Origin of the sequence: Weeksella sp. HMSC059D05 (assembly GCF_001809725.1) — a bacterium.
Lineage (GTDB): Bacteria > Bacteroidota > Bacteroidia > Flavobacteriales > Weeksellaceae > Weeksella > Weeksella virosa.
Map to the genome: position 1 here is coordinate 1 of NZ_KV798520.1, position 22058 is coordinate 22058.

Annotated in this window: 27 protein-coding genes and 1 tRNA gene; 21 read left to right on the top strand and 7 right to left on the bottom strand. The window is 35.4% G+C overall.

Going from position 1 to position 22058, the window contains the following annotated elements; translation table 11 throughout:
* The coding region (locus tag HMPREF2660_RS11185) for a DDE-type integrase/transposase/recombinase (RefSeq protein ID WP_141743531.1) at nt 1-294 on the bottom strand (294 nt) is incomplete at its 3' end.
* A 67-nt stretch (nt 295-361) separates the two neighbouring features.
* On the opposite strand from HMPREF2660_RS11185, the gene HMPREF2660_RS01305 reads away from it, so the two are divergent.
* Complete coding sequence (locus HMPREF2660_RS01305; protein WP_070485343.1) at nt 362-571, top strand: hypothetical protein; 210 nt, start codon at nt 362-364, stop codon at nt 569-571.
* On the opposite strand, the gene HMPREF2660_RS01310 is transcribed toward HMPREF2660_RS01305, so the two are convergent.
* The 3 genes from HMPREF2660_RS01310 to ppk2 all read right to left on the bottom strand — a co-directional run bounded on the left by HMPREF2660_RS01310 (nt 572) and on the right by ppk2 (nt 2417).
* Nucleotides 572-1231, bottom strand: coding sequence for a hypothetical protein (locus HMPREF2660_RS01310; protein ID WP_070485344.1), 660 nt, complete (start codon nt 1229-1231; stop codon nt 572-574).
* A 191-nt stretch (nt 1232-1422) separates the two neighbouring features.
* A complete protein-coding gene (locus HMPREF2660_RS10930; RefSeq protein WP_168160774.1) occupies nt 1423-1590 on the bottom strand; it encodes a hypothetical protein in 168 nt (55 codons plus the stop codon).
* Between the two features lie 17 nt (nt 1591-1607).
* Nucleotides 1608-2417 carry a polyphosphate kinase 2 gene (gene ppk2 / locus HMPREF2660_RS01315; protein WP_013597482.1) on the bottom strand — a complete coding sequence of 270 codons (810 nt, stop codon included), beginning with the start codon at nt 2415-2417 and terminating at the stop codon, nt 1608-1610.
* Between the two features lie 161 nt (nt 2418-2578).
* On the opposite strand from ppk2, the gene HMPREF2660_RS01320 reads away from it, so the two are divergent.
* The 11 genes from HMPREF2660_RS01320 to HMPREF2660_RS01370 all read left to right on the top strand — a co-directional run bounded on the left by HMPREF2660_RS01320 (nt 2579) and on the right by HMPREF2660_RS01370 (nt 10416).
* On the top strand, nt 2579-2890 hold the full coding sequence (locus HMPREF2660_RS01320; RefSeq protein ID WP_126414775.1) for a hypothetical protein: 312 nt from the start codon (nt 2579-2581) through the stop codon (nt 2888-2890).
* Between the two features lie 136 nt (nt 2891-3026).
* Nucleotides 3027-3299: a YHS domain-containing protein gene (locus tag HMPREF2660_RS01325; RefSeq protein WP_041942222.1), complete on the top strand. Its 273-nt coding sequence runs from the start codon at nt 3027-3029 to the stop codon at nt 3297-3299.
* Complete coding sequence (locus HMPREF2660_RS01330; protein ID WP_013597479.1) at nt 3292-3954, top strand: SCO family protein; 663 nt, start codon at nt 3292-3294, stop codon at nt 3952-3954. The genes HMPREF2660_RS01325 and HMPREF2660_RS01330 overlap by 8 nt, the downstream gene beginning before the upstream one ends.
* 98 nt (nt 3955-4052) lie before the next feature.
* Nucleotides 4053-4904 carry an MbnP family protein gene (locus tag HMPREF2660_RS01335; protein ID WP_070485346.1) on the top strand — a complete coding sequence of 284 codons (852 nt, stop codon included), beginning with the start codon at nt 4053-4055 and terminating at the stop codon, nt 4902-4904.
* Between the two features lie 3 nt (nt 4905-4907).
* The gene (locus HMPREF2660_RS01340) at nt 4908-5951 is read left to right on the top strand and encodes a cytochrome-c peroxidase (protein ID WP_070485348.1); all 1044 of its coding nucleotides are present in this window, start codon (nt 4908-4910) and stop codon (nt 5949-5951) included.
* A 9-nt stretch (nt 5952-5960) separates the two neighbouring features.
* Nucleotides 5961-6914, top strand: a complete 954-nt coding sequence (locus HMPREF2660_RS01345; RefSeq protein ID WP_083299038.1) for a hypothetical protein — start codon at nt 5961-5963, stop codon at nt 6912-6914.
* A 130-nt stretch (nt 6915-7044) separates the two neighbouring features.
* Nucleotides 7045-8460 (top strand): 23S rRNA (uracil(1939)-C(5))-methyltransferase RlmD, encoded by a 1416-nt coding sequence (gene rlmD, locus HMPREF2660_RS01350; RefSeq protein ID WP_070485350.1) that lies wholly within the window; start codon nt 7045-7047, stop codon nt 8458-8460.
* An 11-nt stretch (nt 8461-8471) separates the two neighbouring features.
* A complete protein-coding gene (locus HMPREF2660_RS01355) occupies nt 8472-9098 on the top strand; it encodes a DUF6452 family protein (RefSeq protein ID WP_013597474.1) in 627 nt (208 codons plus the stop codon).
* A complete protein-coding gene (locus HMPREF2660_RS01360; RefSeq protein WP_141743532.1) occupies nt 9013-9729 on the top strand; it encodes a DUF6048 family protein in 717 nt (238 codons plus the stop codon). Before HMPREF2660_RS01355 ends, HMPREF2660_RS01360 begins: the two co-directional genes overlap by 86 nt.
* A gap of 2 nt (nt 9730-9731) precedes the next feature.
* Complete coding sequence (locus tag HMPREF2660_RS01365) at nt 9732-10229, top strand: hypothetical protein (protein ID WP_013597472.1); 498 nt, start codon at nt 9732-9734, stop codon at nt 10227-10229.
* A gap of 113 nt (nt 10230-10342) precedes the next feature.
* Nucleotides 10343-10416, top strand: a tRNA-Arg gene (locus HMPREF2660_RS01370).
* 57 nt (nt 10417-10473) lie between these two features.
* On the opposite strand, the gene HMPREF2660_RS01375 is transcribed toward HMPREF2660_RS01370, so the two are convergent.
* Nucleotides 10474-11316 carry an aldo/keto reductase gene (locus HMPREF2660_RS01375; protein WP_070485354.1) on the bottom strand — a complete coding sequence of 281 codons (843 nt, stop codon included), beginning with the start codon at nt 11314-11316 and terminating at the stop codon, nt 10474-10476.
* Between the two features lie 159 nt (nt 11317-11475).
* On the opposite strand from HMPREF2660_RS01375, the gene HMPREF2660_RS01380 reads away from it, so the two are divergent.
* The 4 genes from HMPREF2660_RS01380 (at nt 11476) to HMPREF2660_RS01395 (ending at nt 15115) form a co-directional block, all read left to right on the top strand.
* Complete coding sequence (locus HMPREF2660_RS01380; RefSeq protein WP_013597470.1) at nt 11476-11901, top strand: OsmC family protein; 426 nt, start codon at nt 11476-11478, stop codon at nt 11899-11901.
* Nucleotides 11902-11993: 92 nt separating this feature from the next.
* Nucleotides 11994-12389 carry an HYC_CC_PP family protein gene (locus tag HMPREF2660_RS01385; protein ID WP_013597469.1) on the top strand — a complete coding sequence of 132 codons (396 nt, stop codon included), beginning with the start codon at nt 11994-11996 and terminating at the stop codon, nt 12387-12389.
* Between the two features lie 80 nt (nt 12390-12469).
* Entirely contained in the window at nt 12470-14719 is a 2250-nt protein-coding gene (locus HMPREF2660_RS01390; protein WP_070485356.1) for a TonB-dependent receptor, read from the top strand.
* Nucleotides 14720-14758: 39 nt separating this feature from the next.
* Nucleotides 14759-15115, top strand: a complete 357-nt coding sequence (locus HMPREF2660_RS01395; protein ID WP_070485358.1) for a heavy-metal-associated domain-containing protein — start codon at nt 14759-14761, stop codon at nt 15113-15115.
* Between the two features lie 82 nt (nt 15116-15197).
* On the opposite strand, the gene HMPREF2660_RS01400 is transcribed toward HMPREF2660_RS01395, so the two are convergent.
* Entirely contained in the window at nt 15198-16133 is a 936-nt protein-coding gene (locus HMPREF2660_RS01400; protein ID WP_070485360.1) for a PstS family phosphate ABC transporter substrate-binding protein, read from the bottom strand.
* A gap of 3 nt (nt 16134-16136) precedes the next feature.
* The gene (locus HMPREF2660_RS01405; RefSeq protein ID WP_041942034.1) at nt 16137-16325 is read right to left on the bottom strand and encodes a hypothetical protein; all 189 of its coding nucleotides are present in this window, start codon (nt 16323-16325) and stop codon (nt 16137-16139) included.
* Nucleotides 16326-16730: 405 nt separating this feature from the next.
* Between HMPREF2660_RS01405 and trpS the strand changes: the two genes are divergently transcribed.
* From trpS to sufD, 5 genes are all read left to right on the top strand, one after another.
* Nucleotides 16731-17702, top strand: coding sequence for a tryptophan--tRNA ligase (trpS, locus tag HMPREF2660_RS01410; protein WP_013597464.1), 972 nt, complete (start codon nt 16731-16733; stop codon nt 17700-17702).
* A gap of 99 nt (nt 17703-17801) precedes the next feature.
* On the top strand, nt 17802-18131 hold the full coding sequence (locus tag HMPREF2660_RS01415; protein WP_013597463.1) for a HesB/IscA family protein: 330 nt from the start codon (nt 17802-17804) through the stop codon (nt 18129-18131).
* A 122-nt stretch (nt 18132-18253) separates the two neighbouring features.
* Complete coding sequence (gene sufB, locus HMPREF2660_RS01420; protein WP_013597462.1) at nt 18254-19711, top strand: Fe-S cluster assembly protein SufB; 1458 nt, start codon at nt 18254-18256, stop codon at nt 19709-19711.
* A 97-nt stretch (nt 19712-19808) separates the two neighbouring features.
* A complete protein-coding gene (gene sufC / locus HMPREF2660_RS01425; RefSeq protein ID WP_041942220.1) occupies nt 19809-20567 on the top strand; it encodes a Fe-S cluster assembly ATPase SufC in 759 nt (252 codons plus the stop codon).
* A gap of 71 nt (nt 20568-20638) precedes the next feature.
* The gene (sufD, locus tag HMPREF2660_RS01430; protein WP_185097011.1) at nt 20639-21958 is read left to right on the top strand and encodes a Fe-S cluster assembly protein SufD; all 1320 of its coding nucleotides are present in this window, start codon (nt 20639-20641) and stop codon (nt 21956-21958) included.
* Nucleotides 21959-22058 lie beyond the last annotated feature (100 nt).

Genomic DNA, 22058 nt, shown 5'->3' on the forward strand with positions numbered 1-22058 from the left:
CCAGTTTTTGGAAGTATATTGACTTCCTTGGTCAGAATTGATAATTTCAGGCTTTCCGTACCTTTCTATCGACTCGTTCAGCAGTTCTGTCTGGGTTGCTTCCTCCAAGCTGTTTGAGATCTGCCAGCCAACTATGAATCGGCTGTAAACATCTATTATCGCTGTCAGATACATAAATCCTTTTTTCATAGGGACATAGCTGATGTCAATTTGCCAAACCTGATTGGGGTGAGTGATATTCAAATTCCTTAACAAATAGGGATGAACATATTCAGCTCTGCCCAATCTGTACATCTTGTAATATTTGTTGAAAATATTCGATTATCGGTTTCATATTGAATTATTTTGTAAATTTGTGATTATGTCAACAGTTTTAGAAAAATATATTAACCAAAGAGATTATTCTGGATCAGAACAAGATGCTTACGCAAGTCTTGTGTATTCTTGTTTGATTAGTATTGGTAAACCATTTGAAAAACTTCTTGAACAGGCTGAAAAAGAAAATAAAAAAATTCAGCTCATCGATGAAATGGTTGATGAAATTACAATTGATAATATTAAGTTGGTATAATTACAACGAATTATCTAACCATTTTATCATATCTTCATACATTTCAGGTAAGTATTTTTTAAATACTACCTTCCCTTTGAATTTGTTTTCAAATGCATGTGCTATAAATTCAGCTACTGAGTTACCTTTTTGCTTGAAGTAATCATCAGAATGTCCTGAACCAATTCTAATGTCAATGGACTTTAAAGTGTCTTGCACTGCACCAACCATTTCCATTAAATCATGATTATTATTTTTACAGGCTCTAAAACTTAATTCATGAATTTTTTGATCTAATTTTTTATATTTTTCAATATCTTTCTTTACTAAATCCTTGTGTTTGGACATTATTTTTGTCAAACTATCAAGTTGTTTTAATCCTTTTTGCCAATCTATTGCATGTCCATATTCATGGTAAAAAATAGCTTCACCATACCAAGGCGAATTTTTTCTTCGATCATCTATTGGAATTTTCACAAAATTTTGTGTTGGATGAAAATATGCGCCTGAGCTTTTTACACCAGAACCTTTTGGATTAACAAAATGTAATGGTGTTTCTTCTTCTAAGTTAGAAAAGAACTCACGATTAATTTTTACACCAATTTTTTCCTCGTATTTATTAATTATTTTTGGAACAAACTTATTTTCAATTTTCTTAGATTTTTTAACTTCTTTTTTCACTTTATCTGCATCCTTGACTTTGTTGTATGGATGATTTGGCGGAAAAACAAGGCGTTGTTTTCCTGCATTAAAGCGAAATATTTCTAAACGATTCTTATTGTCTTTCCCTATTTGAGTTGTCCGAGTTGAATTTCTCTTTGTTTATACGATATTACTTTAGCTTTACCAATCGTTGGCTGAACGTTGAAATTTCACACGAGCGTGTGTGTCAATGGTTTCACACAACACTGTGATATGGTAGCACCATAGAGTGAAAAAGCAAGATTCTTATCCAGCACTTCTGCATAGATATTGTAGGATTCTAATATACTTTTAGCTAATTCAGCCTCGAAAAGAGAAGGATATCTTCTCAGAATCATAAAAAACTCATACCTTTTCATTTATAAACTGTCACTAAACTTTCATCGTATTTTTCTTTATTTTCAGTGCATAATTCATTAACCAAGTAAGAAATTGCTGTCAGTCTTGCTGTATATTTATCATCAGTTTTGATGACCACCCAGGGAACACTTTTGTGCGTGTTTTTGAGCATTTTATCGATGTAATATGTGTATGTATCCCACAGTTCTTGTGCTTTTTTATCCAAGGTTCCTAATTTCCATTGTTTCAAAGGATCGGTTTTTCGTTCCTTTAAACGTTTTGCTTGCTCTTCTTTGCTAATCGACAAAAATATCTTGATGATATGTATGCCATCTCGTTGCAACAATTCTTCTACTTTATTCACATCTTCTTCAAATTGCGCATGTTGCTGTTGAGTACAAAAACCAAAAACGGGCTCTACGACAGAACGATTATACCAAGAACGATCGAAAAAAACCATCTCTCCAGCATTGGGTAATTCTTTGATATAGCGCTGAAAATACCACTGTGTGCTTTCTTCGTCGGTGGGTTTTGGTAAACTCACAACGCGTAGTTTTTTGGGGTTAAGGTATTGAATGATTCTAGAAATCGTTCCTCCTTTTCCAGCGGCATCACGCCCCTCGAAAATAACCAAAACACGCTTGTTCTCTGTGATTATCTTGTTTTGTAAACGGTTTAACCTTTTTTGTAAATGCTCTAATTTTTTTTCATAAGCCAATTGATCCAGAAAATTTTGTTCCTTAATTATTTTATGATCAACCAGATAATCAATAATGAATTGCTTATTCGCAATGTTTTCTAAATCTTTTAAATTAAATTCTGCCATCCTGTCTTTTGCTAGTAGTATCCAATATAGATAAAAATTCTGAGTAAAATCATATGAAGAATGAATTATCTCTCTTAAATTCGCTATAAAATATTTCTAGTCTGAAAAGTTTATTCTACATAGCATTTATCCTAACCATGGCATTTCGACCGATTTTGCCTATGATAGAATACGTATTGCAGTATGATAAAATTGTCAGGGAATATTGTATCAATACAGAACGTCCAGAACTGATGTGTAATGGGAAATGTTACTTGTCAGAGAAGTTAGAAGAAAGTTTTGCTACCGATAAAGAGAACAACAAAAAAGTAAACCCGAAACTCAATAGTGCAGATGGTTTTGTATTGATGGTTGAGAAAAAGGAAATCATCATCCTACCTATCACCCAGAATAGAAAAATATTTTTTTATACAATTATTCATTATTCAGATTCACACGTACGTCAAGTGTGGCAACCACCAATTATCGTTTGATTTTCTTCGTTTATTATCATGAGTTTTTTTATAGGAAAAATTTCCTGTGAAAGTTTCATGAATCCTAATATAGATGTAAACTTAAAATCTCTTCTTTGCTGTTTTTAGCAATAAAGATGATGTAAAAAATCAAATGATGAAAAAAATAATTACCCTAAATGTAATCTGTGTTTTTATGTTGGTTTCGTGCCAAAAAAAAACTGAGCCCGAAGTGAAAGTTGCTCATGAGATGCCTGCTAGCCAACGTATTGATGTTGCAGTGGATAACGAAATAGATCCTGTATGTGGAATGAAAACTTCTGAACATCTTACCGATACAGCACATTATGAAGGCAAGGTCTATGGATTTTGCTCGGCTATGTGTAAGGAAAAGTTTTTAGAAGAACCTACAAAATACATACATGAATAAACGAATTTTGAGTTTCATCGGTGTGTTTGCAATTTTTGCAATCGCTGTAGTTTGGTACAAATCAAGCAAGAAAGATGAGCTTTTTACCGTGATGAATGTTCCTGCTTTTTCTTTGACCAATCAGCAAAATCAAACGATAACGGCCGAAAAAATGAAAGGAAAAGTCTATGTTGTAGAATTTTTCTTTACAAGTTGTCCGACGATTTGTCCAGTGATGAATAAGAATCTGAGAATGGTAGAAGATCAAATAAACGATCCAAATTTTGGGATAATTTCGATCACTATCGACCCAAAAAGAGACACTCCTGAACGTTTGGCCAAACACGCCGAAAAATTGGGAGTTAAATCGCCCAACTGGCATTTCTTGACTGGGAATCGTGAGGATATACTCGCACTCAGTAAGCAATTCAATATCTATGTTGGGGAAGATGAATCTACAGCAGAAGGATTGAATCATAGCGGAAAGTTTGCATTGGTAGACCAAACTGGGAAAATACGAAGTCGATACGCATTAAACGGTATCCCGATGTTGTACTATTCTGGACTCGATTATACCGATCCCGAAGGGAAAAACCCTTCTTTGCAAGGTACGTATCATCCAGAAGTGGAACTCTTAATCGAAGACATTCGCAAATTATTAAATGAACAACCTTAGGTAATTTATTAACCAAAAAGGTAGAGTAAAATACTACGTTTTTTTCGATAAAAGGAAATGTACGCAATAGTTATGCTCTAAAATCAAAAAAAATAATCATGAAAAAATATTATAAATTAACTCTATCAGCAGGATTGAGCCTGTTATTCTTAAGTTTTTTTACAGCATGTAAATCTGATGATGATTTTGCAACGATTGACGAATCAAAAAATGGTCAACTAGAACTGAAATTCGAAAATGGATTCGAAGGCGTTGGCGGAATTGTCCTCAATGCCACAACACAACGATCAGATTTAGGACAATACTTCAATTTTTCTACTCTAAAATATATCATTAGTAATGTAGAATTGATTGACGAAAATGGACAAGTTTTTTCTTACCATTATAACAATCCAGACAAAGGAGCTTTTGTGATTAATCAAGAAAACGCAAAGGCCAATATTGTATATGTACAGCTGAAAGATATTCCACAACGCAAATACACCAAGTTGAGGTTTGGTTTAGGAATCAATCAGTCCGCTTATCTAATGGGGCACGATGGACAAGCGAAATTCTGGAACGAAGCCAAACAGCAAGGAATGACTTGGGCGTGGGCGTCGGGCTATATTTTTGCAAAATTAGAAGGAAAGTATGGGCAAGAAGATGCCGTTACACCATACAAAAATCATACAGGAAATATGGGGAATGTAGTCGCGAACGGGACGGCAGACTTATACCGAGTTGTAGAACTTAATTTGCCTACAAGTGCACGTGTAAGCTCTAAAATAAAACCCTCTATACATATCATGGCAAATCTTAATCATTATCTGAGCGGTGAGAAAAAACTATTGCTCGATAAAAGCAATGATAATGCCATGGGGTCTTCACCGTATATGGTAGATGTTACCAATAACTTATCGAAAATGTTTCGTGTAGATCATGTGCATAATAATGAAGCACCACAAAACTAAAAAATGAAGAAAATTATTTTTTATTTTTTCGTAATGATGTTCATTTCGAGTTGCAACTCGGATGATATCGATTACGGAGAACCTTTAATTAATGAAGATTATACTTTGCTATATCCGGATTATTTTCCAGATATAGCAAATTCTTCTACCCAAAATTCCTTAACAAAACAAGGAGTAGAATTGGGGCGTAAGTTATTTTATGACGGTCGTTTATCTAGGAATAATACTATTTCATGTGGTTTTTGCCATATCCAAGAAAATGCATTTACTCATCATGGGCATAACGTAAGTCATGGGATTGATGGACGTTTAGGGATTCGCAACACACCTCCAATACAGAACCTTGCTTTTACCAAACACTTCAATTGGGATGGTGTACTACATGACCTTAGTATGCAACCACTAATTCCTATTACAACGTACGAAGAAATGGATAGCTCGATGGAAGACGTAGTAGAAAAGTTGAAAAACGATGCTCTTTATCGAAAATATTTTCGTGTTGTTTTTGGTGATGAAGAAATCAATGGACACCGCATTCTTTTAGCTTTGGATCAGTTTATGCGAAGTGTAATTTCTGCTAATTCTAAGTACGATCAATATCTGCAAAATAAAATTGCTTTGACAGCTGAAGAGCAAAAAGGACTAAATTTGTTTCAAGCAAAATGCAGCACTTGCCATTCTGGAGCCCTCCAAACCGATCAAAGTTTCAGGAATACGGGCTTGTATTATGATCCTCAATACCAGGATGCAGGCAGATTTCAGGTAACTTTAGATTCGGCAGACTGGATGAAGTTTCGTGTACCAAGTTTGCGAAATATAGAGCTTACTGCACCCTATATGCACGATGGACGCTTTTACAGTTTAGAGGCAGTTCTCAACCATTACAGCAATGGGATACGAAATACCAAAAACTTAGATTCTGTTTTTCTACAGGGTTCTCGTCCAGGAATCCCGATGACGACCGAAGAAAAAACAGCCATAATTGCATTTCTAAAAACACTGACCGATTACGATTTTATTAACAATCCTGCGTATGCAGAATTCTAATTTTTTATCATGACAAGAATTCAGATCAAAAATATTTTTTTTATTCTTTTTTTAAGTAGTTCAGTTAGCTGGGCAAATCATTTAGAACGTTCTTCTGTTGAAAACTTTTCTCCACCCGAAGATGATTGCGATGCATGTGGTTGCACTACATCTGCCATGAGTAATGGAATAGAATCACTAATGACGAATAAATTCATAGGTGTACGTTATTTGTATCAACATTATCGTGCACAAGAAGATGCTTTTAGTAAAGAACTCTCACAGAAACAAAATTTCCAGACTACATTGCTTTGGATGCGTTATCCAATATCTGATCGGATAGAAGTTGCTGCAGCACTTCCGTATCATTTTCATGAAAAAAAAGGGAAAAATAACGATAAAATAAGTGGTTTTGGTGATATGAATGTTACAGGAATCGTGCATGTTCTGAAACCAAAAATCGATGAAGAAACCAAAGTTCAACATAGAATTTCTTTGGCCAGTGGTTTGAAAATTCCCATTGCAAAATTCGATGAACAATCTGCTGAAACGACCAACCCGAGTTTCCAATTAGGAACCGGAAGTTGGGATACCCAATTGGCAATGCATTACCATCTTCAATACGAAAAAAATGCTATGCAACTGATAACCGATTACACTATAAAATCTTCGAACAAGAAAAAATATCGTTTCGGAAATCAATGGAACCAATTGGTACAAATTCAACGTTTTTTCCCTACAGAAACAGGTGGAATCAATGCAAAAATTGGCTTTCAGAACGAATTGTATGAGGCAAATAGACAATTTGGTGAAAAAATACCTAAAACAAAAGGCGATTTGCAATTGATGAAATACGCCGTCGAAGCATCCTACCAAAGAATAAATCTAGGTGTGGAGTTTTATCAGGTTCTTTCATCTAATCTAAATTCTAAAGAAGTAGAAGCGAAGCATCGAGTAGGTTTTTTTGTCAACTATTCTTTATGATGCTGGACTAAATGTATAAGAAACGAATCATATGCTTATGGTTCGTTTTTTTTCTTTCGGATAAAAAAGAACTCGACAGAACATTTTGTAAATAATCTATACATACCACATAAAACTTTATCTTTGCACAATGGCAAAAAAGAGACAAACAATAATCCTGAACCAGATAGACGTTTTGCGTGCCGGTGCTAAAGGAGTTTCAATAGGGAAATTAGCAGACGGAAAAACCGTTCTGATCAAAGATGCAATACCAGGCGATGTGGTAGACGTGCAAGTAACCAAAAAAAGGAAAAGTTATTTAGAAGGGAAAGCCATAGCCTATCATAAAAAATCTGCCGATAGAGTAGAGCCTGCTTGCGAACATTTTGGTACATGTGGAGGATGCAAGTGGCAAGATATGCACTATGATGCACAATTGCGTTACAAGCAAGAAGAAGTGTTGAATAACCTCATCCGTATAGGAGGTTTTGCAAATTTATCTGCCGAATTGTTACCCATTCTTGGTAGCGAACAAGCCTATTGGTATCGAAATAAACTAGAATTTACCTTTTCTAATGCAAGATGGTTAACTTTAGAAGAGATAAACTCTACCGATGAGTTCAATGATAGAAATGCATTAGGTTTTCATATTCCTGGTCAATGGTCGAAAGTTCTCGATATTCACCGCTGCCATTTACAGCGAGACCCCTCGAATGCGATACGGATAGAAGCCAAGAGATTTGCTATTGAAAATAAACTCGACTTTTTCGATTTGTATAAACAAGAAGGCTTCCTAAGAACCTTGATGATTCGTACCTCACAGAACGGGCAAGTGATGGTATTGGTACAATTCTTCAGAGAGGAGAAAGAAAATAGAGAGGCGTTTTTGCAAAATCTACACGACAAGTTTCCAGAAATTACATCTTTGCTCTATGCTATCAATCCGAAACAAAACGATTCGGTATACGATCTAGATATTCATGTTTTTGCGGGTGAAGATCATATCGTAGAACAAATGGAAGATCTGCACTTCAAAATCGGGCCAAAATCATTCTACCAAACCAATCCGCAACAAGCATATGAGTTGTATAAATTGACTCGTGATTTTGCTGGTCTCACCGGAAAAGAATTGGTATATGATTTATATACAGGGACAGGAACAATTGCTCAATTTGTTTCGAAAAAAGCAAGAAAAGTAGTAGGGGTAGAATCAGTAGCAGAAGCTATAGACGCCGCAAAAGCTGCTGCAGAATTGAACAAAATAACCAATTGTGAGTTTTTCTGTGGCGATATGAAGGATGTTTTGAATGAAGATTTTATTCAACAACATGGGATTCCCGATGTGTTGATTACCGATCCGCCTCGTGATGGAATGCACAAAAAAGTTGTAGAAAATATACTCTTGATGAATCCGAAAAAAATAGTGTACGTTTCTTGTAATTCGGCAACACAAGCAAGGGATCTAGAATTGATGAAAGAACAATATAAAATTATTAAAGTTCAGCCAGTTGATATGTTCCCACAGACACATCATGTAGAAAATATTGTACTTTTAGAAAGAATTTAAACCAAAAAAGTATGAGAAAAGTTGTCTTACCTGTGATAATAACCATTCTTTTTTGGGCTAGTAGTTGTCTAGATCAAGATATTTGTACACCGTCTTCTGTGCCGATGTTGAATATAGAACTGCTCAATATCGAACAACCAGAAGAAATTTTCACCGATACTTTATACTATAATCAATATTTAGGGAAAACAGAAAATGGTGAAGATACCTTTGTGTATCCTAGTTACAAGAAAGTATATGGTAAGAATTTACCCCTCAGTTTTCATCAAACCGATACCAAAGAAATAAAAATGGTGATCTATCGACGTTCAGATTATTTGGTTTATGCCCGAGATGCCGATGGAAATCGTTTGCAAGATAAAGAAGGAAAAGATAGTATTTTGGGGATGAATAGAACAACTCGCGATACGCTGATTTTCCGTTACGATATTGGCCAAGCGTTTGAGAACTCCTCTTGCGGAGCAAAAGTAATTTTCGATAATGTAGAATACCAAGGTTCGACTAGCAATTATTGGATGAAAGAATTGCAGCCGACTACAACAAATATTACCGATGACACAACAATCAATTTGCAAATTAAAACTTCTGTTTTTAAGCGTCAGTCTGATTACCACTGTGCTGAATGCCCAAAACCCTGAAGAAAAAAAAGATAGTCTAGTAAACGAAAACACCGAAAGTACATCGCTCAAGAAGAAGGCCGCCAAAGGCGATGTCTTTGTGGGAGTAGATGTCTTTCTGCCTTCGTTGAGTTTGTTTTCTGACCGGAAAGAGTTCCAGGCAATGATACAATATAGACTTCACAATGCATGGCACGTGGTTGCAGAAGCTGGCTATGGGAAAAATAAGTACGATGAAAATGGTTGGCAATCGGAGGTGGATGGCACTTTCGGGAAAATTGGCTTCAATTGGTTTTTATCAGAAGATAAACAAAATATAAACAACGGCTTCTATGCCGGACTTCGTTTTGCTTATGCTAATTACAACCAAACCTTCCATAAATACCCAATCCGAGATGTGACAACAGGCAATGTTGTCGACGTTGGTTCTTTACCCCAAAAAAAGGTAGATGCCTATTGGACAGAAATTGTTGTTGGCGCTCGATTAGATTTGGTAAAGAATTTGTATATAGATTTTTCATTGCATCCTGCTTTTTATATTGGTGGGAAAAGAGACAATGGGTTCGAACCGAAAATCATTCCTGGTTACGGACGAAATACGACAACTATGAATCTCCCCGTTTTTTGGGGAATAACCTATAAACTATTTTAAATATGAAAAAACTATTTATTCTACCACTTATTGTATTTTTTAGCTTACAAGCATGCAATAACGCAAAAATAATGAAAGAAAAACATCCTGCTCAAGAACTGGTTTATAATCCGACCAATGTAGAAGGAACCGAAGCAGATGGAATTGCTGATGCCAAAAGCGATTACGCCAAAGGTAATTACGTAAAAATTTATATGGGAATGATGCGTGAGCCTATGATCAATCACCAGATGAATTGGGCAAAAAGAATTCTCGAGAAAGAATACAATATCACGATGCTCTTTGGTGATGATATGATGACTAGTTATAAAGAAGGGTACATAAAAACCATGGACCAATTGATGAAATCGAAGTTTAATGATAATCTCTACGATGAGGTGATGGAAAAAGCAAAAAAAGAATTAGAGAAAGATTTCAATAAAAAATTCAAAGAATATAATGCGGCTCATCCTACCGATAAAATAAGCAAAGAAGATTTTGTTTTTATCTATCAAATGTAATTGTTTCGGTTAAGGGGGTAATTAGATTTTGATTTTTTCCATTAAGTGAAAAAATAAATCAGCGTTATCATTTGGAGAATCCGTAGAAGATATTCTATCTTTGCAAACCAAACGGCCTCGTAGCTCAACTGTATAGAGCACTGGATTTCGGCTCCAGCGGTTGGGGGTTAGAATCCCTCCGAGGTCACAAAAAAAGCACTGTTTTTTGCACAGTGCTTTTTTGTTTATGCTAGGTTGTGTAAGTTTAGAAATCCACGGTATGAGGATCCAAACCAGAAAAACCAATCTCCGGCAATTGTTTGATAAGCTCGAAATCCTTCGCACTCAACTCAAAATTATCTACGTTAATATTTAGTTTGATATTCTGAGGTGTTTCTGATTTTGGTAAACAGATGATGCCGCTTTGCAAAACAAATTTTACACACAATTGCCCAACATTCACATCGTATCTTTCGGCCAAATCTCGTAAAACTGGATGATCCAAAACTCGACCACTTCCTAGCGGACTCCATGCCTGTAGTGCAATATCGTTTTTCTTACAAAAATCAACAACTTTCGGTTGCAACCATCCTGGATGAAACTCGATTTGGTTCACAGAAGGCTTCACTTCAGTAGAAGCGAGTAAAGTCTCTAAGTGTTCAATCATGAAGTTGCTAACACCTATCGCACGCAAAGTTTTGTTTTCGTACGCTTTGCAGAGTTCTTTCCATGTTTCCGAATTTATTTTTGCCCAGTCACTCGGGTGTTGTTTCGCATTAGCTGGCCAATGAATAAGGTATAAATCGAGATAATCGACTTGTAATTTTTCCATCGAATCGTGTAATGCTTGTTTCACTTTTTCAGGAGAACGATCTGTATTCCAAAGTTTTGTTGTCAAGAATATTTCTTTTCTCGGCAATCCGAAATCTCGCAAAGCACGCCCAATACTTTTTTCGTTTCCATACACAGCTGCCGTATCTATATGCCGGTAACCTGCTTCTAGGGCAGTAATAACAGAATGATATGCTTTTTCACCTTCTTCTATTTGCCAAGTTCCGAAACCAATGGATGGAATTTCTACACCATTATTTAAAGTAAATTTCTTCATGATAAAAAATATTATTATGTCTTCTAAAGATACAGTTTTTAGGCCGAAAGCTCTTGTTATTTTGCAGTATTTTTAGTAGGATTATTCATTCGTTTTGCGTAGAAAATTAGAAATAGTTGTATCTTTATAAATCTATTATTATACTATAAATTCATATTCATGAAGGTTCAATTAACAAGAGTAAACCAAGCATATCATTTCGAAGCCACTGCAAAATCATCGGATGTGAAAGTCCATATCGATGGTCCAGAAAATATTGGTGGTGAAGGAAAAGGAGTGCGTCCGATGGAGTTGGTTCTTATCGCTTTGGGGAGTTGTAGTGTTTTCGATTTAGGCGAAATATTAAAAAAACAACGACAAGAAATTACCGACATACAAGTAGAAGTTGAGGGGAAAAGACGCGAAGAAATTCCTCAATTTTTTACCAATATCCATATTGTTTTTCATCTTACAGGAAAAAATATTGATGAAGAACGTGCAAGAAAAGCTGCCCAATTGGCTGTAAAAAAATACTGCAGCGTACACGATATGTTGGCTGCAGGTGGAGTAGAAATTACCTACGAAGTAAATTTTACAGAAGCTTAATCCTAGAAAATTAACATGTTATAATAGATCATTTTTTTTGTGATGTGTTAATTTGTTTTTACCTTTGTAACGTGATAAGTAAAAGATATATAGTGATTTTGTTATCGGTATTGATGTTTTTATCCAATATCGGTATTGTATTGTCTATGCATCTTTGTCACGGAGTTGCCGAAAGTATTTCAATCAATCATCTCAATAATCATCATTGTCAGCAAGAAGAGGTAGCCAATAGTTGTTGCCCAAACCCGGATGATGAGGATGAAGCCTGCTGTACAGAAGTGGCTTTGCAACAAAAAATGATCGATAAGCAATTGGTTGATATTCTAAAAGTTTCTTTTTTCTCTACCTTTTTATCAAATAGAACACACAATTTATGGTGGTATGAGTTTATAGAGTTTTATGCTTTCTTTGTTCCAGAAACACAAAAAACATATCCAAATTTACCGCCGATCTATCTTAGCCATCATCAATTTATTTTTTACGCTTGATTTTTATTAATCTTTTAATTTTCAATTGTTTGTAAATAACAATTGTCGCTAATTCGATTAATCAAATCAAAAAATCTAAAATGAAAAAAATTATAAGCCCACTTTTTCTTTTGGTGGGATGCAGTCTGTATGCGCAAGAAATGTATACAGGTAAAATTGTTGATGAACAAAAACAGCCGCTTGTTGGTGCTGAAGTTTTTTGGGAAGGAAACACCGAAAGTACTATAACCGATGAAGAAGGAAATTTTTCTATCCCAATAGAATCCGGTAAAAACATAGGTGTCTTTTATGAGAATGAAGAACAATTATTTCCTCTTCCATCGGATTCTTCTAATACGATTACATTCAAATCACAACTTTTTTCTACCGATATCAATCAACTGAAAGAAGTTACCATTACTGATCGTCGTCCAAGTTTACGAAAAGTAAATTCACCTTTCAATGCGATGCAAATGACCGGAAAAGAGTTGCTGAAAGCTGCTTGTTGTAATTTGGCCGAATCTTTCGAAACCAATCCGTCAATCGATGTTAATTTTTCGGATGCGGTAACCGGAAATAAGCAAATAAAAATGTTGGGGTTAACTTCTCCTTATATCCTTATTGCAGAAGAAAATATTCCGAGTGTACGAGGTGCTTCTCAGGCTTATGGGTTGAGTTTTACTCCCGGAACTTGGGTAGAAAATATTCTCATTACCAAAGGAATGGGACCGGTAATTAATGGCTACGAAAGTATTTCTGGACAAATCAATACCGAGCTGATTAAACCCAATAACGATATTCCTTTTTTCCTGAATCTCTACGGATCTACGGATGCTCGTGTAGAAACTAATGCACATTACAATCATCGTTTCAATGACAAATGGAGCTCTTCTTTGTTCTTGCATGGGAATTCTCGTTTGGTGAAAAATGACCACAATCACGATGGTTTTTTAGACAATCCGTTGGGTGAACAAATCAATGTGATGAATCGTTGGCAATACCAAAATATCGAAAAAGGTTGGGTAGGATTTGCCTCTGCACGGTATATGAAAGATGATAAATGGGGTGGAGAAAAAGATTTCAAACCCAGTTTACGTTCTTTGCAGAAAGATGTTTGGGGTTATCAAATCAAAACCGAACGATTGGATCTGAATGCAAAAGTTGGATATGTTTTTCCAGAAATGCCTTTTCAATCGATGGGCTTACAACTTGCTTATTCGGATCATGACCAGAACAGTTATTTCGGAAATAGATGGTACGATATTAATCAGAAAAGTTTTTACGCCAATTATATTTTCCAATCGATTATCAATAATACCAAAAACAAATTCTCGCTCGGTAGTAGTTTTACCTGGGATCAATACCGTGAAAATTTAGCCTTGTCGAGTGCTACAAAAGAACATCGAATCGATAACTCTGCAGGAATTTTTGCCGAGTATCATTACGATAATTTAACCAATTTTAGTCTTATTGCCGGTGGGCGAATAGATTACCACAACCGAATGGGCGTTTTTGCTACGCCGCGTTTGCATTTGCGCTACAATCCATGGAAAGATACCACGATCAAAGCTTCGGTAGGAAGAGGAAAAAGATTAGCCAATATTTTTGCCGAAAATCAAAATTTGATGGCGAGTAATAGGACGTTTATGATCGCGACCGAACATGGGAATTTTGAAGATTTGAATCCAGAAATTGCCTGGAATTTCGGTGGAAGTATCGCACAGAAGTTTCGACTCTTTAACCGAAATGCAGACCTAAGTGTAGATTTTTATCGAACCACTTTCGAAAATCAAATCGTAACCGATATCGATTCTTCATCGCATCAAGTGCTTTTTTATAATTTAGAGGGGAAATCTTTTGCCAACAGCATGCAAGTTGATTTCAATTTTCAACCCATTAATCATTTACAGTTGAGAACATCCTACAAATATTATGATATACAAACCGATTATCTATCGGGAAGGATGATGCAAGTTTTGCAAGCGAAAAACAGATTGTTTGCCAATGCAGAATTTACCACGCACGAAGCAGAAAATGGTGCGCATTGGCGATTCGATCTCACCTATAATTGGTTTAGCAAACAGCGGTTGCCATCTTCGCAAGACAATGCAATCCATAATCAATGGGCGGCGTTCTCTAATCCATACTCGACGTTAAACGCTCAAATAACGCGTGTATTTTCTAAAACATTTGAAGTGTATGTTGGTGGAGAGAACTTGACAGATTATCAGCAAAAAAGAGTAATTTTCGGTGGCGAAAATCCATTTGGTCAAGATTTTGATTCTTCCATAGTTTATGCACCAATTTTTGGAAGGATGATTTACGCAGGTTTGCGATTCAAGGTTTTATAAAATATGATTAATTAATAATGTAAGCTATAATAAAAAAAAATGAAAAAAGTATTGTCGATCTTCCTTTTTTTTGGCTTGTTCTTCATAGTTCATGCTCAAAGTAAAGGAAATAAAAATGCCAAATACGAAGTTTTGGTAGAAGGGGTTTGTGGAATGTGCAAACAACGAATAGAAAAAGCTGCGTATGGTGTGAAAGGTGTAAAAATGGCAACGTGGAATCCGGTAACCAAAGAGTTGTCTCTTATCCTAAACGAACGTATCACTAACTTGGGTAAAGTAGAACATGCAATTGCTGCTGTAGGGCACGATACCGAACGAGTGAAAGCTGATGATGAAGTATATCATTCGATCAACGACTGTTGCCAGTACAGAAATCCAGACATAGAAATGCATTAACAAAATTCTTTCTACAATAAAAAACCTTTCGATGAAATCGAAAGGTTTTTTATGATTCAGTTTCAGGCTAAAACATTCGTATTCATAAAGCGTTAGATTGTAAACGAACCTCTCTTTTGTATAAGAAATATGGTTGCATTTCTTCTTTTTTTACAATCAATTGTCCTTGTTGAGAGCCTGCAAATCGGGTGAAGCCAGAACCGATACCAAAGCCTATTTCATTTTTTAAGATATATACAAATCGTATAAAAGGATAACTACCGTTACGAAGATTTTCTAAATCCGGACGAACTGCTTTATTCTGATCGTTTACAATAGCTAGTATTTTTACTCTTTTAAGATATTCTTGTACTTTTTTATTGTCCAAATCACTCAAAACATTTAATCCTATAATACCAATCGCTTTGGGACTTTTCTCTAAAAATGTCAACATCTGATCAAAATCTTCAATCGAGTTGACCTTTTTATTTTTCGGTACACGCACTCCTAACTTATCATTGATGGTATTGAAATTAGAAGAATTGGCACGATCGAAAACATATTGTGTGCCATCTGCGTATAATTCTTTTTTCATTTGCTTGGTACTAATCGAATCAATCGGATTTTGGATATTAGTAATCAGAACTGTTGCATCCATCGCTACGGCAGAAGGAACATATTTGATGGTTGTTTTTTGGTACAAATAATTTTGTTGTTGTTGACTCAATTCCTTGCCTACAATCGCAATGGGATACTCGCCCTCAGAAAATTTTTTTATAGCTAAATCTTCTATTAGATAATCGACCTTGATTTTCACTTTCGGATAATCGTTTGTGTAGGTGGCTACCCAAGCTTCTACCAAATTCTTGTAGGTAGGATCGGCTACAAACGTAATCTCACCATAAGTATGTCGAGCTTTTTCTAGACCGCTTTTTCCTTCTTTCGCATGTTCTTCTGGTAGGGAATATTTGTCTTTTTTGCACTGAGTTAGCAAAGAGAAGCTAACCAAAAACAAAAAGAGATAATGGATTTTTTTCATGAATTAGATGTCTTTTTGGTAGGCTCGATAAGCTCGGTAAACCCTAAAAAGCCCATACACAATGAATAACAACCCTAATAAAAGGGCTTGTGTTTTTTCTAAGAAAATAATGAAAAAATGAGTTTTCAACACAAAACCTCCTATTAGAGCATAGCCTAAACCTATTAAACCGTAAAAAAAATGTTTGTTCATAACAATATGAAGACGAAGATACAACTTCTATTGAAAAAATAAATTTCAAAATACAAGAAAACATAAAAATCAAGTATGTATATTCATTTTTCTCTTAGAAAAATAAGCGTATATTTTATTTCTGTTAGAGTGACTTCTTTGTGTATTATTACTTTTTTAGATACAATAATGTAGTTTTTGAACTGGTTGATTTCGGATTCTAAATAAGTACATATCCGTATTGATTAAAGGTTTTTTTTAGTTTTTTCATAAAAATTAGTTGTTCTCACAAATTAAGACATTTAGGAAAGGATGAAAAGTTAGCCTGTATAGAAAAATAAAGTAGCCTGTAGTAATTAATCCGCATAGCTTTTTTTAGGTCTACGGAAGATTGCTTAACTTTGTTTCTTTATAAACTATAGAAAAATGCCAAGAATTTTAACAGGAGTTCAAGCAACAGGGACCCCGCACTTAGGAAATATTTTAGGAGCAATACAGCCTGCAATTGAAATGACAAAAAAAGAAGAAAACGATTCGTTTATCTTTATTGCCGATTTGCATGCTTTGACACAAATAAAAGATGCAGAATTGCTTAGAAAAAACACCTACGAAGTAGCAGCTTGTTGGTTGGCTTTGGGCATAGATCCAGAAAAAGTAACATTTTATCGTCAATCGGATGTGACAGAAGCAACAGAGCTTACTTGGTATTTACTAAACTTCTTTCCGTATCAGCGACTAACTTTGGCACATTCTTTTAAAGATAAACAAGATTATTTGGCCGATGTCAATGCAGGGTTGTTTACGTACCCTATACTAATGGCAGCTGATATTTTATTATATGATGCTAATTTAGTGCCAGTAGGTAAAGATCAATTACAGCATTTAGAGATTACCAGAGATGTCGCATCGCGTTTCAATCATCAGATGGGAGAAACCTTTGTATTACCAGAGGCAAAAATTAGTGAAGACGCCATGATTGTACCTGGAACCGACGGTTTTAAAATGTCGAAATCGAGAAACAATTTTATCAATATTTTCTTATCAGACAAAGAACTTCGCAAGCAAGTAATGGCAATTCAAACCGATTCTACACCACTCGAAGATCCTAAAAATCCTGATACTGATAATGTTTTTGCAATTTATAAATTATTGGCAAACGAACAACAATTAGCAGAAATGCGTGAAAACTATCAGAAAGGCGGTTACGGTTATGGACACGCAAAACAAGCCTTGTACGAGTTGATTCTTGAAAATTATGGAGAAGCACGCGAAAAGTTCCATACACTGATCAATGACCAAGCAACCTTGGATCAACTCCTAGAAAAAGGAGCAACACAAGCAAAAGAAGTAGCCCAAAAAGTATTACAAAGAACACGCGAGAAATTAGGTTTCCATTAATCGATTTTATAAGTTAAAGCATTGTTATTATTTATAATAGAATCATGGTTTAACGATGAATAAACCTTATCTTTGCATTAAATCAATCTAAATAAAAAAATGATCAAAATAACCGACGAAGCAAAAAATAAAATTATTGCCCTATTGCAAGAAGAGGGTTCATCGATACAAGAGTCTTTTGTACGTGTAGGTGTTACCAGCGGTGGTTGCTCTGGACTGTCGTATAATTTGTCTTTTGATAAAGAGACAAAAGACGAGGACAAGATATTCGAGGACAATGGTGTACGCGTAGTAGTAGACAAAAAATCATACCTGTACTTGGTAGGTATGACACTTGAGTATTCGGGAGGATTGAACGGAAAGGGATTTGTATTCAACAATCCTAATGCAAATAGAACTTGTGGTTGCGGGGAAAGTTTTGCCGTGTAACCTAATTTTCGGTAGGATATATATATTTTAGAAACAAACGAAACACCACATCCTGCCAAAAGATAAAAAAATTAATATAGGAAAATGCAATAACGCATGTTGAAGCATAGAAATTAAGAAAAATGAGCAATACAAAATATACAGAAGACGATTTACGTGAAGACTTAGCCAAGCCAAGAGAGTATGAGTTTGGTTGGGAAACGGAAATGGAATATGAAGATTTCCCAATAGGGCTAAATGAAGATATTGTGCGCGCCATTTCGAAGAAAAAAGAAGAGCCAGAATGGATGACAGAGTGGCGATTAGAAGCTTTCCGTGCGTGGCAAAAAATGACAGAACCAGAATGGGCGAATATTCATTACGAGAAACCAGACTTCCAGGCGATACGCTATTATGCGGCACCAAAAGTAAAAAAAGAATTAGCAAGTCTAGATGAAGTAGATCCAGAATTGTTAAGAACATTCGAACGATTAGGGATTTCATTAGACGAGCAAAAAAGATTGACTGGAGTAGCGATCGATGCGGTAATTGATTCGGTTTCGGTGAAAACTACTTTCCAAGAAACGTTGGCAGAAAAAGGAATTATTTTTATGTCGATTTCAGAAGCCATCAAAGAACATCCAGAATTGGTGAGAAAATATATAGGTAAAGTTGTTCCTCCTACCGATAATTTTTATGCAGCGCTGAATTCGGCAGTGTTCTCAGACGGATCGTTCTGTTATATCCCGAAAGGCGTTCGTTGTCCTATGGAATTGTCGACTTATTTCCGTATCAACTCAGCAGGTACAGGTCAGTTCGAACGTACCTTACTAATTGCAGACGAAGGATCTTATGTATCATATTTAGAAGGATGTACGGCACCCATGCGTGATGAAAATCAATTGCATGCAGCAGTTGTAGAGCTTATTGTGATGGAAGATGCCGAAATAAAATACTCAACTGTACAAAACTGGTATCCTGGAGATGAACATGGTAAAGGAGGTGTTTTTAACTTTGTAACAAAACGTGCTGTCTGTGAGAAAAACGCAAAGGTTTCTTGGACACAAGTAGAAACTGGTTCAGCTGTTACATGGAAATATCCATCATGTATTCTGAAGGGAGATAACTCTGTCGGAGAGTTCTATTCTATTGCGGTAACCAATAATTATCAACAGGCCGATACAGGGACCAAAATGTATCATATCGGTAAAAATACTCGTTCGACTATTATTTCGAAGGGTATTTCGGCCGGACGTTCGCAAAACTCGTATCGTGGGTTGGTGAAAATAAATAAAAATGCTTCAGGAGCAAGAAATTTCACGCAATGTGACTCATTGTTAATGGGGAATGAGTGTGGTGCACATACTTTCCCTTATATCGAAATGGAGAATTCTACCGCAAAATTAGAACACGAAGCAACGACTTCTAAAATTGGTGAAGATCAGTTGTTCTATTGTAACCAACGAGGAATAGATACCGAAAAAGCAATCGCATTGATTGTGAATGGATTCAGTCGAGAAGTATTGGATAAATTACCCATGGAATTTGCTGTAGAAGCTAAAAAATTATTAGAAATATCTTTAGAAGGATCTGTAGGGTAAATTAATCTATCCAAAGAATTAAAAGATTAAGAATAGAAAGATCACTATAATCCTAAGCGATTATCCGTAATAAAAAAAACAAAAGAAAAAAATCATGTTGTTAGATATAAAAAATTTACACGCTAAGATTGCAGATAGCGACAAAGAAATTATCAAAGGGCTAAACTTGCAAATAAAACCAGGAGAAGTACATGCAATTATGGGACCAAATGGTGCAGGAAAATCTACACTTTCTTCTGTGATTGCAGGTAAAGAAGATTATGAAGTTACTGCAGGTGAAATTCTCTTCAATGATGAAGAAATTCTAGAAATGGCGCCAGAAGAACGTGCACATAAAGGGATTTTTATGTCTTTCCAGTATCCTATCGAAATCCCAGGTGTATCGGTTTCTAATTTTATCAAAACATCGATCAACGAAACTAGAAAAGCACAAGGATTAGAAGAAATGGGTGCGTCTGAGATGTTGAAAATGATCAGAGAAAAAGCAGAGTTATTAAACATCAAAAAAGACTTCTTGTCGCGTTCATTGAACGAAGGTTTTTCTGGAGGAGAAAAGAAACGAAACGAGATATTTCAGATGTTGATGCTCAACCCAAAATTGGCCATCTTGGATGAGACAGATTCTGGTTTGGATATCGATGCATTGCGAATTGTTGCAGACGGTGTAAATGCTTATAGAAATGAACATAATGGTGTGTTGTTAATTACGCATTATCAGCGTTTATTAGATTATATCGTACCCGATTTTGTACACGTATTAGCAGATGGTAAAATCATCAAATCGGGAAGCAAAGAACTCGCATTAGAGTTAGAAGAAAAAGGATATGATTGGGTAAAAGAGGAGGCAGGAGTCTAACCTAGCGCCTAAGATTCGTGTTGTAGAGAACAACCGATTTTGTCCCTGTATAAAAAATACACAACTTGAAAATGATTGATTTAAAAGAAAATTTATTAGCACGTCATTTGGTTTTCGACGAGAAAAATAAAAGTCATAAAAATATCGAGGAACTCCGTCAACATGCTATTGAGGTTTTCAAAGAAAAAGGATTCCCAAAACGCAAAGACGAAGAATGGAAATACACCAATCTTGCTCCTATCCTAAAGGTAGATTACAAATTATTTCCAGAAACTGAAGTTGGTTTAGAGTATAAAGACATCAAAAAATACTTAATCAACGATATAGATACGTATCTCATTGTATTTATCAATGGTAAATATTCATCCTTCTTGTCGAATACAACCCACGATGAAGCAGATATCTGTGTACTGTCTAGTGCCCTGAATAATTCTGTACATCATTCTGTTATCGAAAATTATTTTGGTAAGATTGCAGCAAAAGACGAGAGCTTTACAGCATTAAATACTGCCTTTGCAAGAGATGGAGCATTTATATATGTACCCAATAATACGATTCTATCTAAGCCTATTCAGGTGGTTTATTTCTCAACAGGCGTATTACAAGAAGTGATGTATCAGCCAAGAAATCTAATTGTTATAGGAGATAATGCACAAGCACAAATTATCGAATGTCACCAAACCTTAGACGGAGTTGCAAACCTAACAAACGCAGTAACAGAAGTAAATGTTGGGAAAAATGCCGAAGTACAAATACACAAATTCCAGAATGACTCGGACAATGTATCGTTAATAGATAATGTTTACATCAACCAAGAAAGAGACTCTAGAGCCTCTGTTTTTACATTTGCTTTTGGTGGGAAAATCGTAAGAAATAATTTGAATTTCTATCAAAATGGTGAAAACTGCAACTCTATCTTAGATGGGGTTACCATAATCGATAAAAAGCAACATGTCGATCATCACACATTGGTAGTACATAATTACCCGAATTGCGAATCGCACGAATTGTATAAAGGAATCTATGCAGATGAAGCGCATGGAGTTTTTAATGGTAAAATTTATGTTCATAAAGAAGCTCAAAAACTAAATGCTTTCCAGCAAAATAACAACGTACTTTTATCAGATTCGGCAAGCATCGATACGAAACCACAATTAGAGATTTTTGCAGATGATGTAAAATGTTCGCACGGATGTACGGTAGGGCAATTGGATGAAGATGCGATGTTCTATATGCAACAACGTGGTATCGGAAAAGAAGTAGCGCAAGCACTTTTGTTGTATGCATTTGCGGCAGATGCTTTGCAACATGTTACTATACCTCAAGTAACAGCAAAAGTAAATCAGCTGGTAGCTAATAAGTTAGGTGTGAGTATTGATTTTGATTTGTAAGAAAAGTAAACTATATCAGATACGATAGTATAATTATTAAAAATAGGTTGTAGGATGAATTTCTTACAACTTATTTTATTCAATAACACAAACAAAGAGA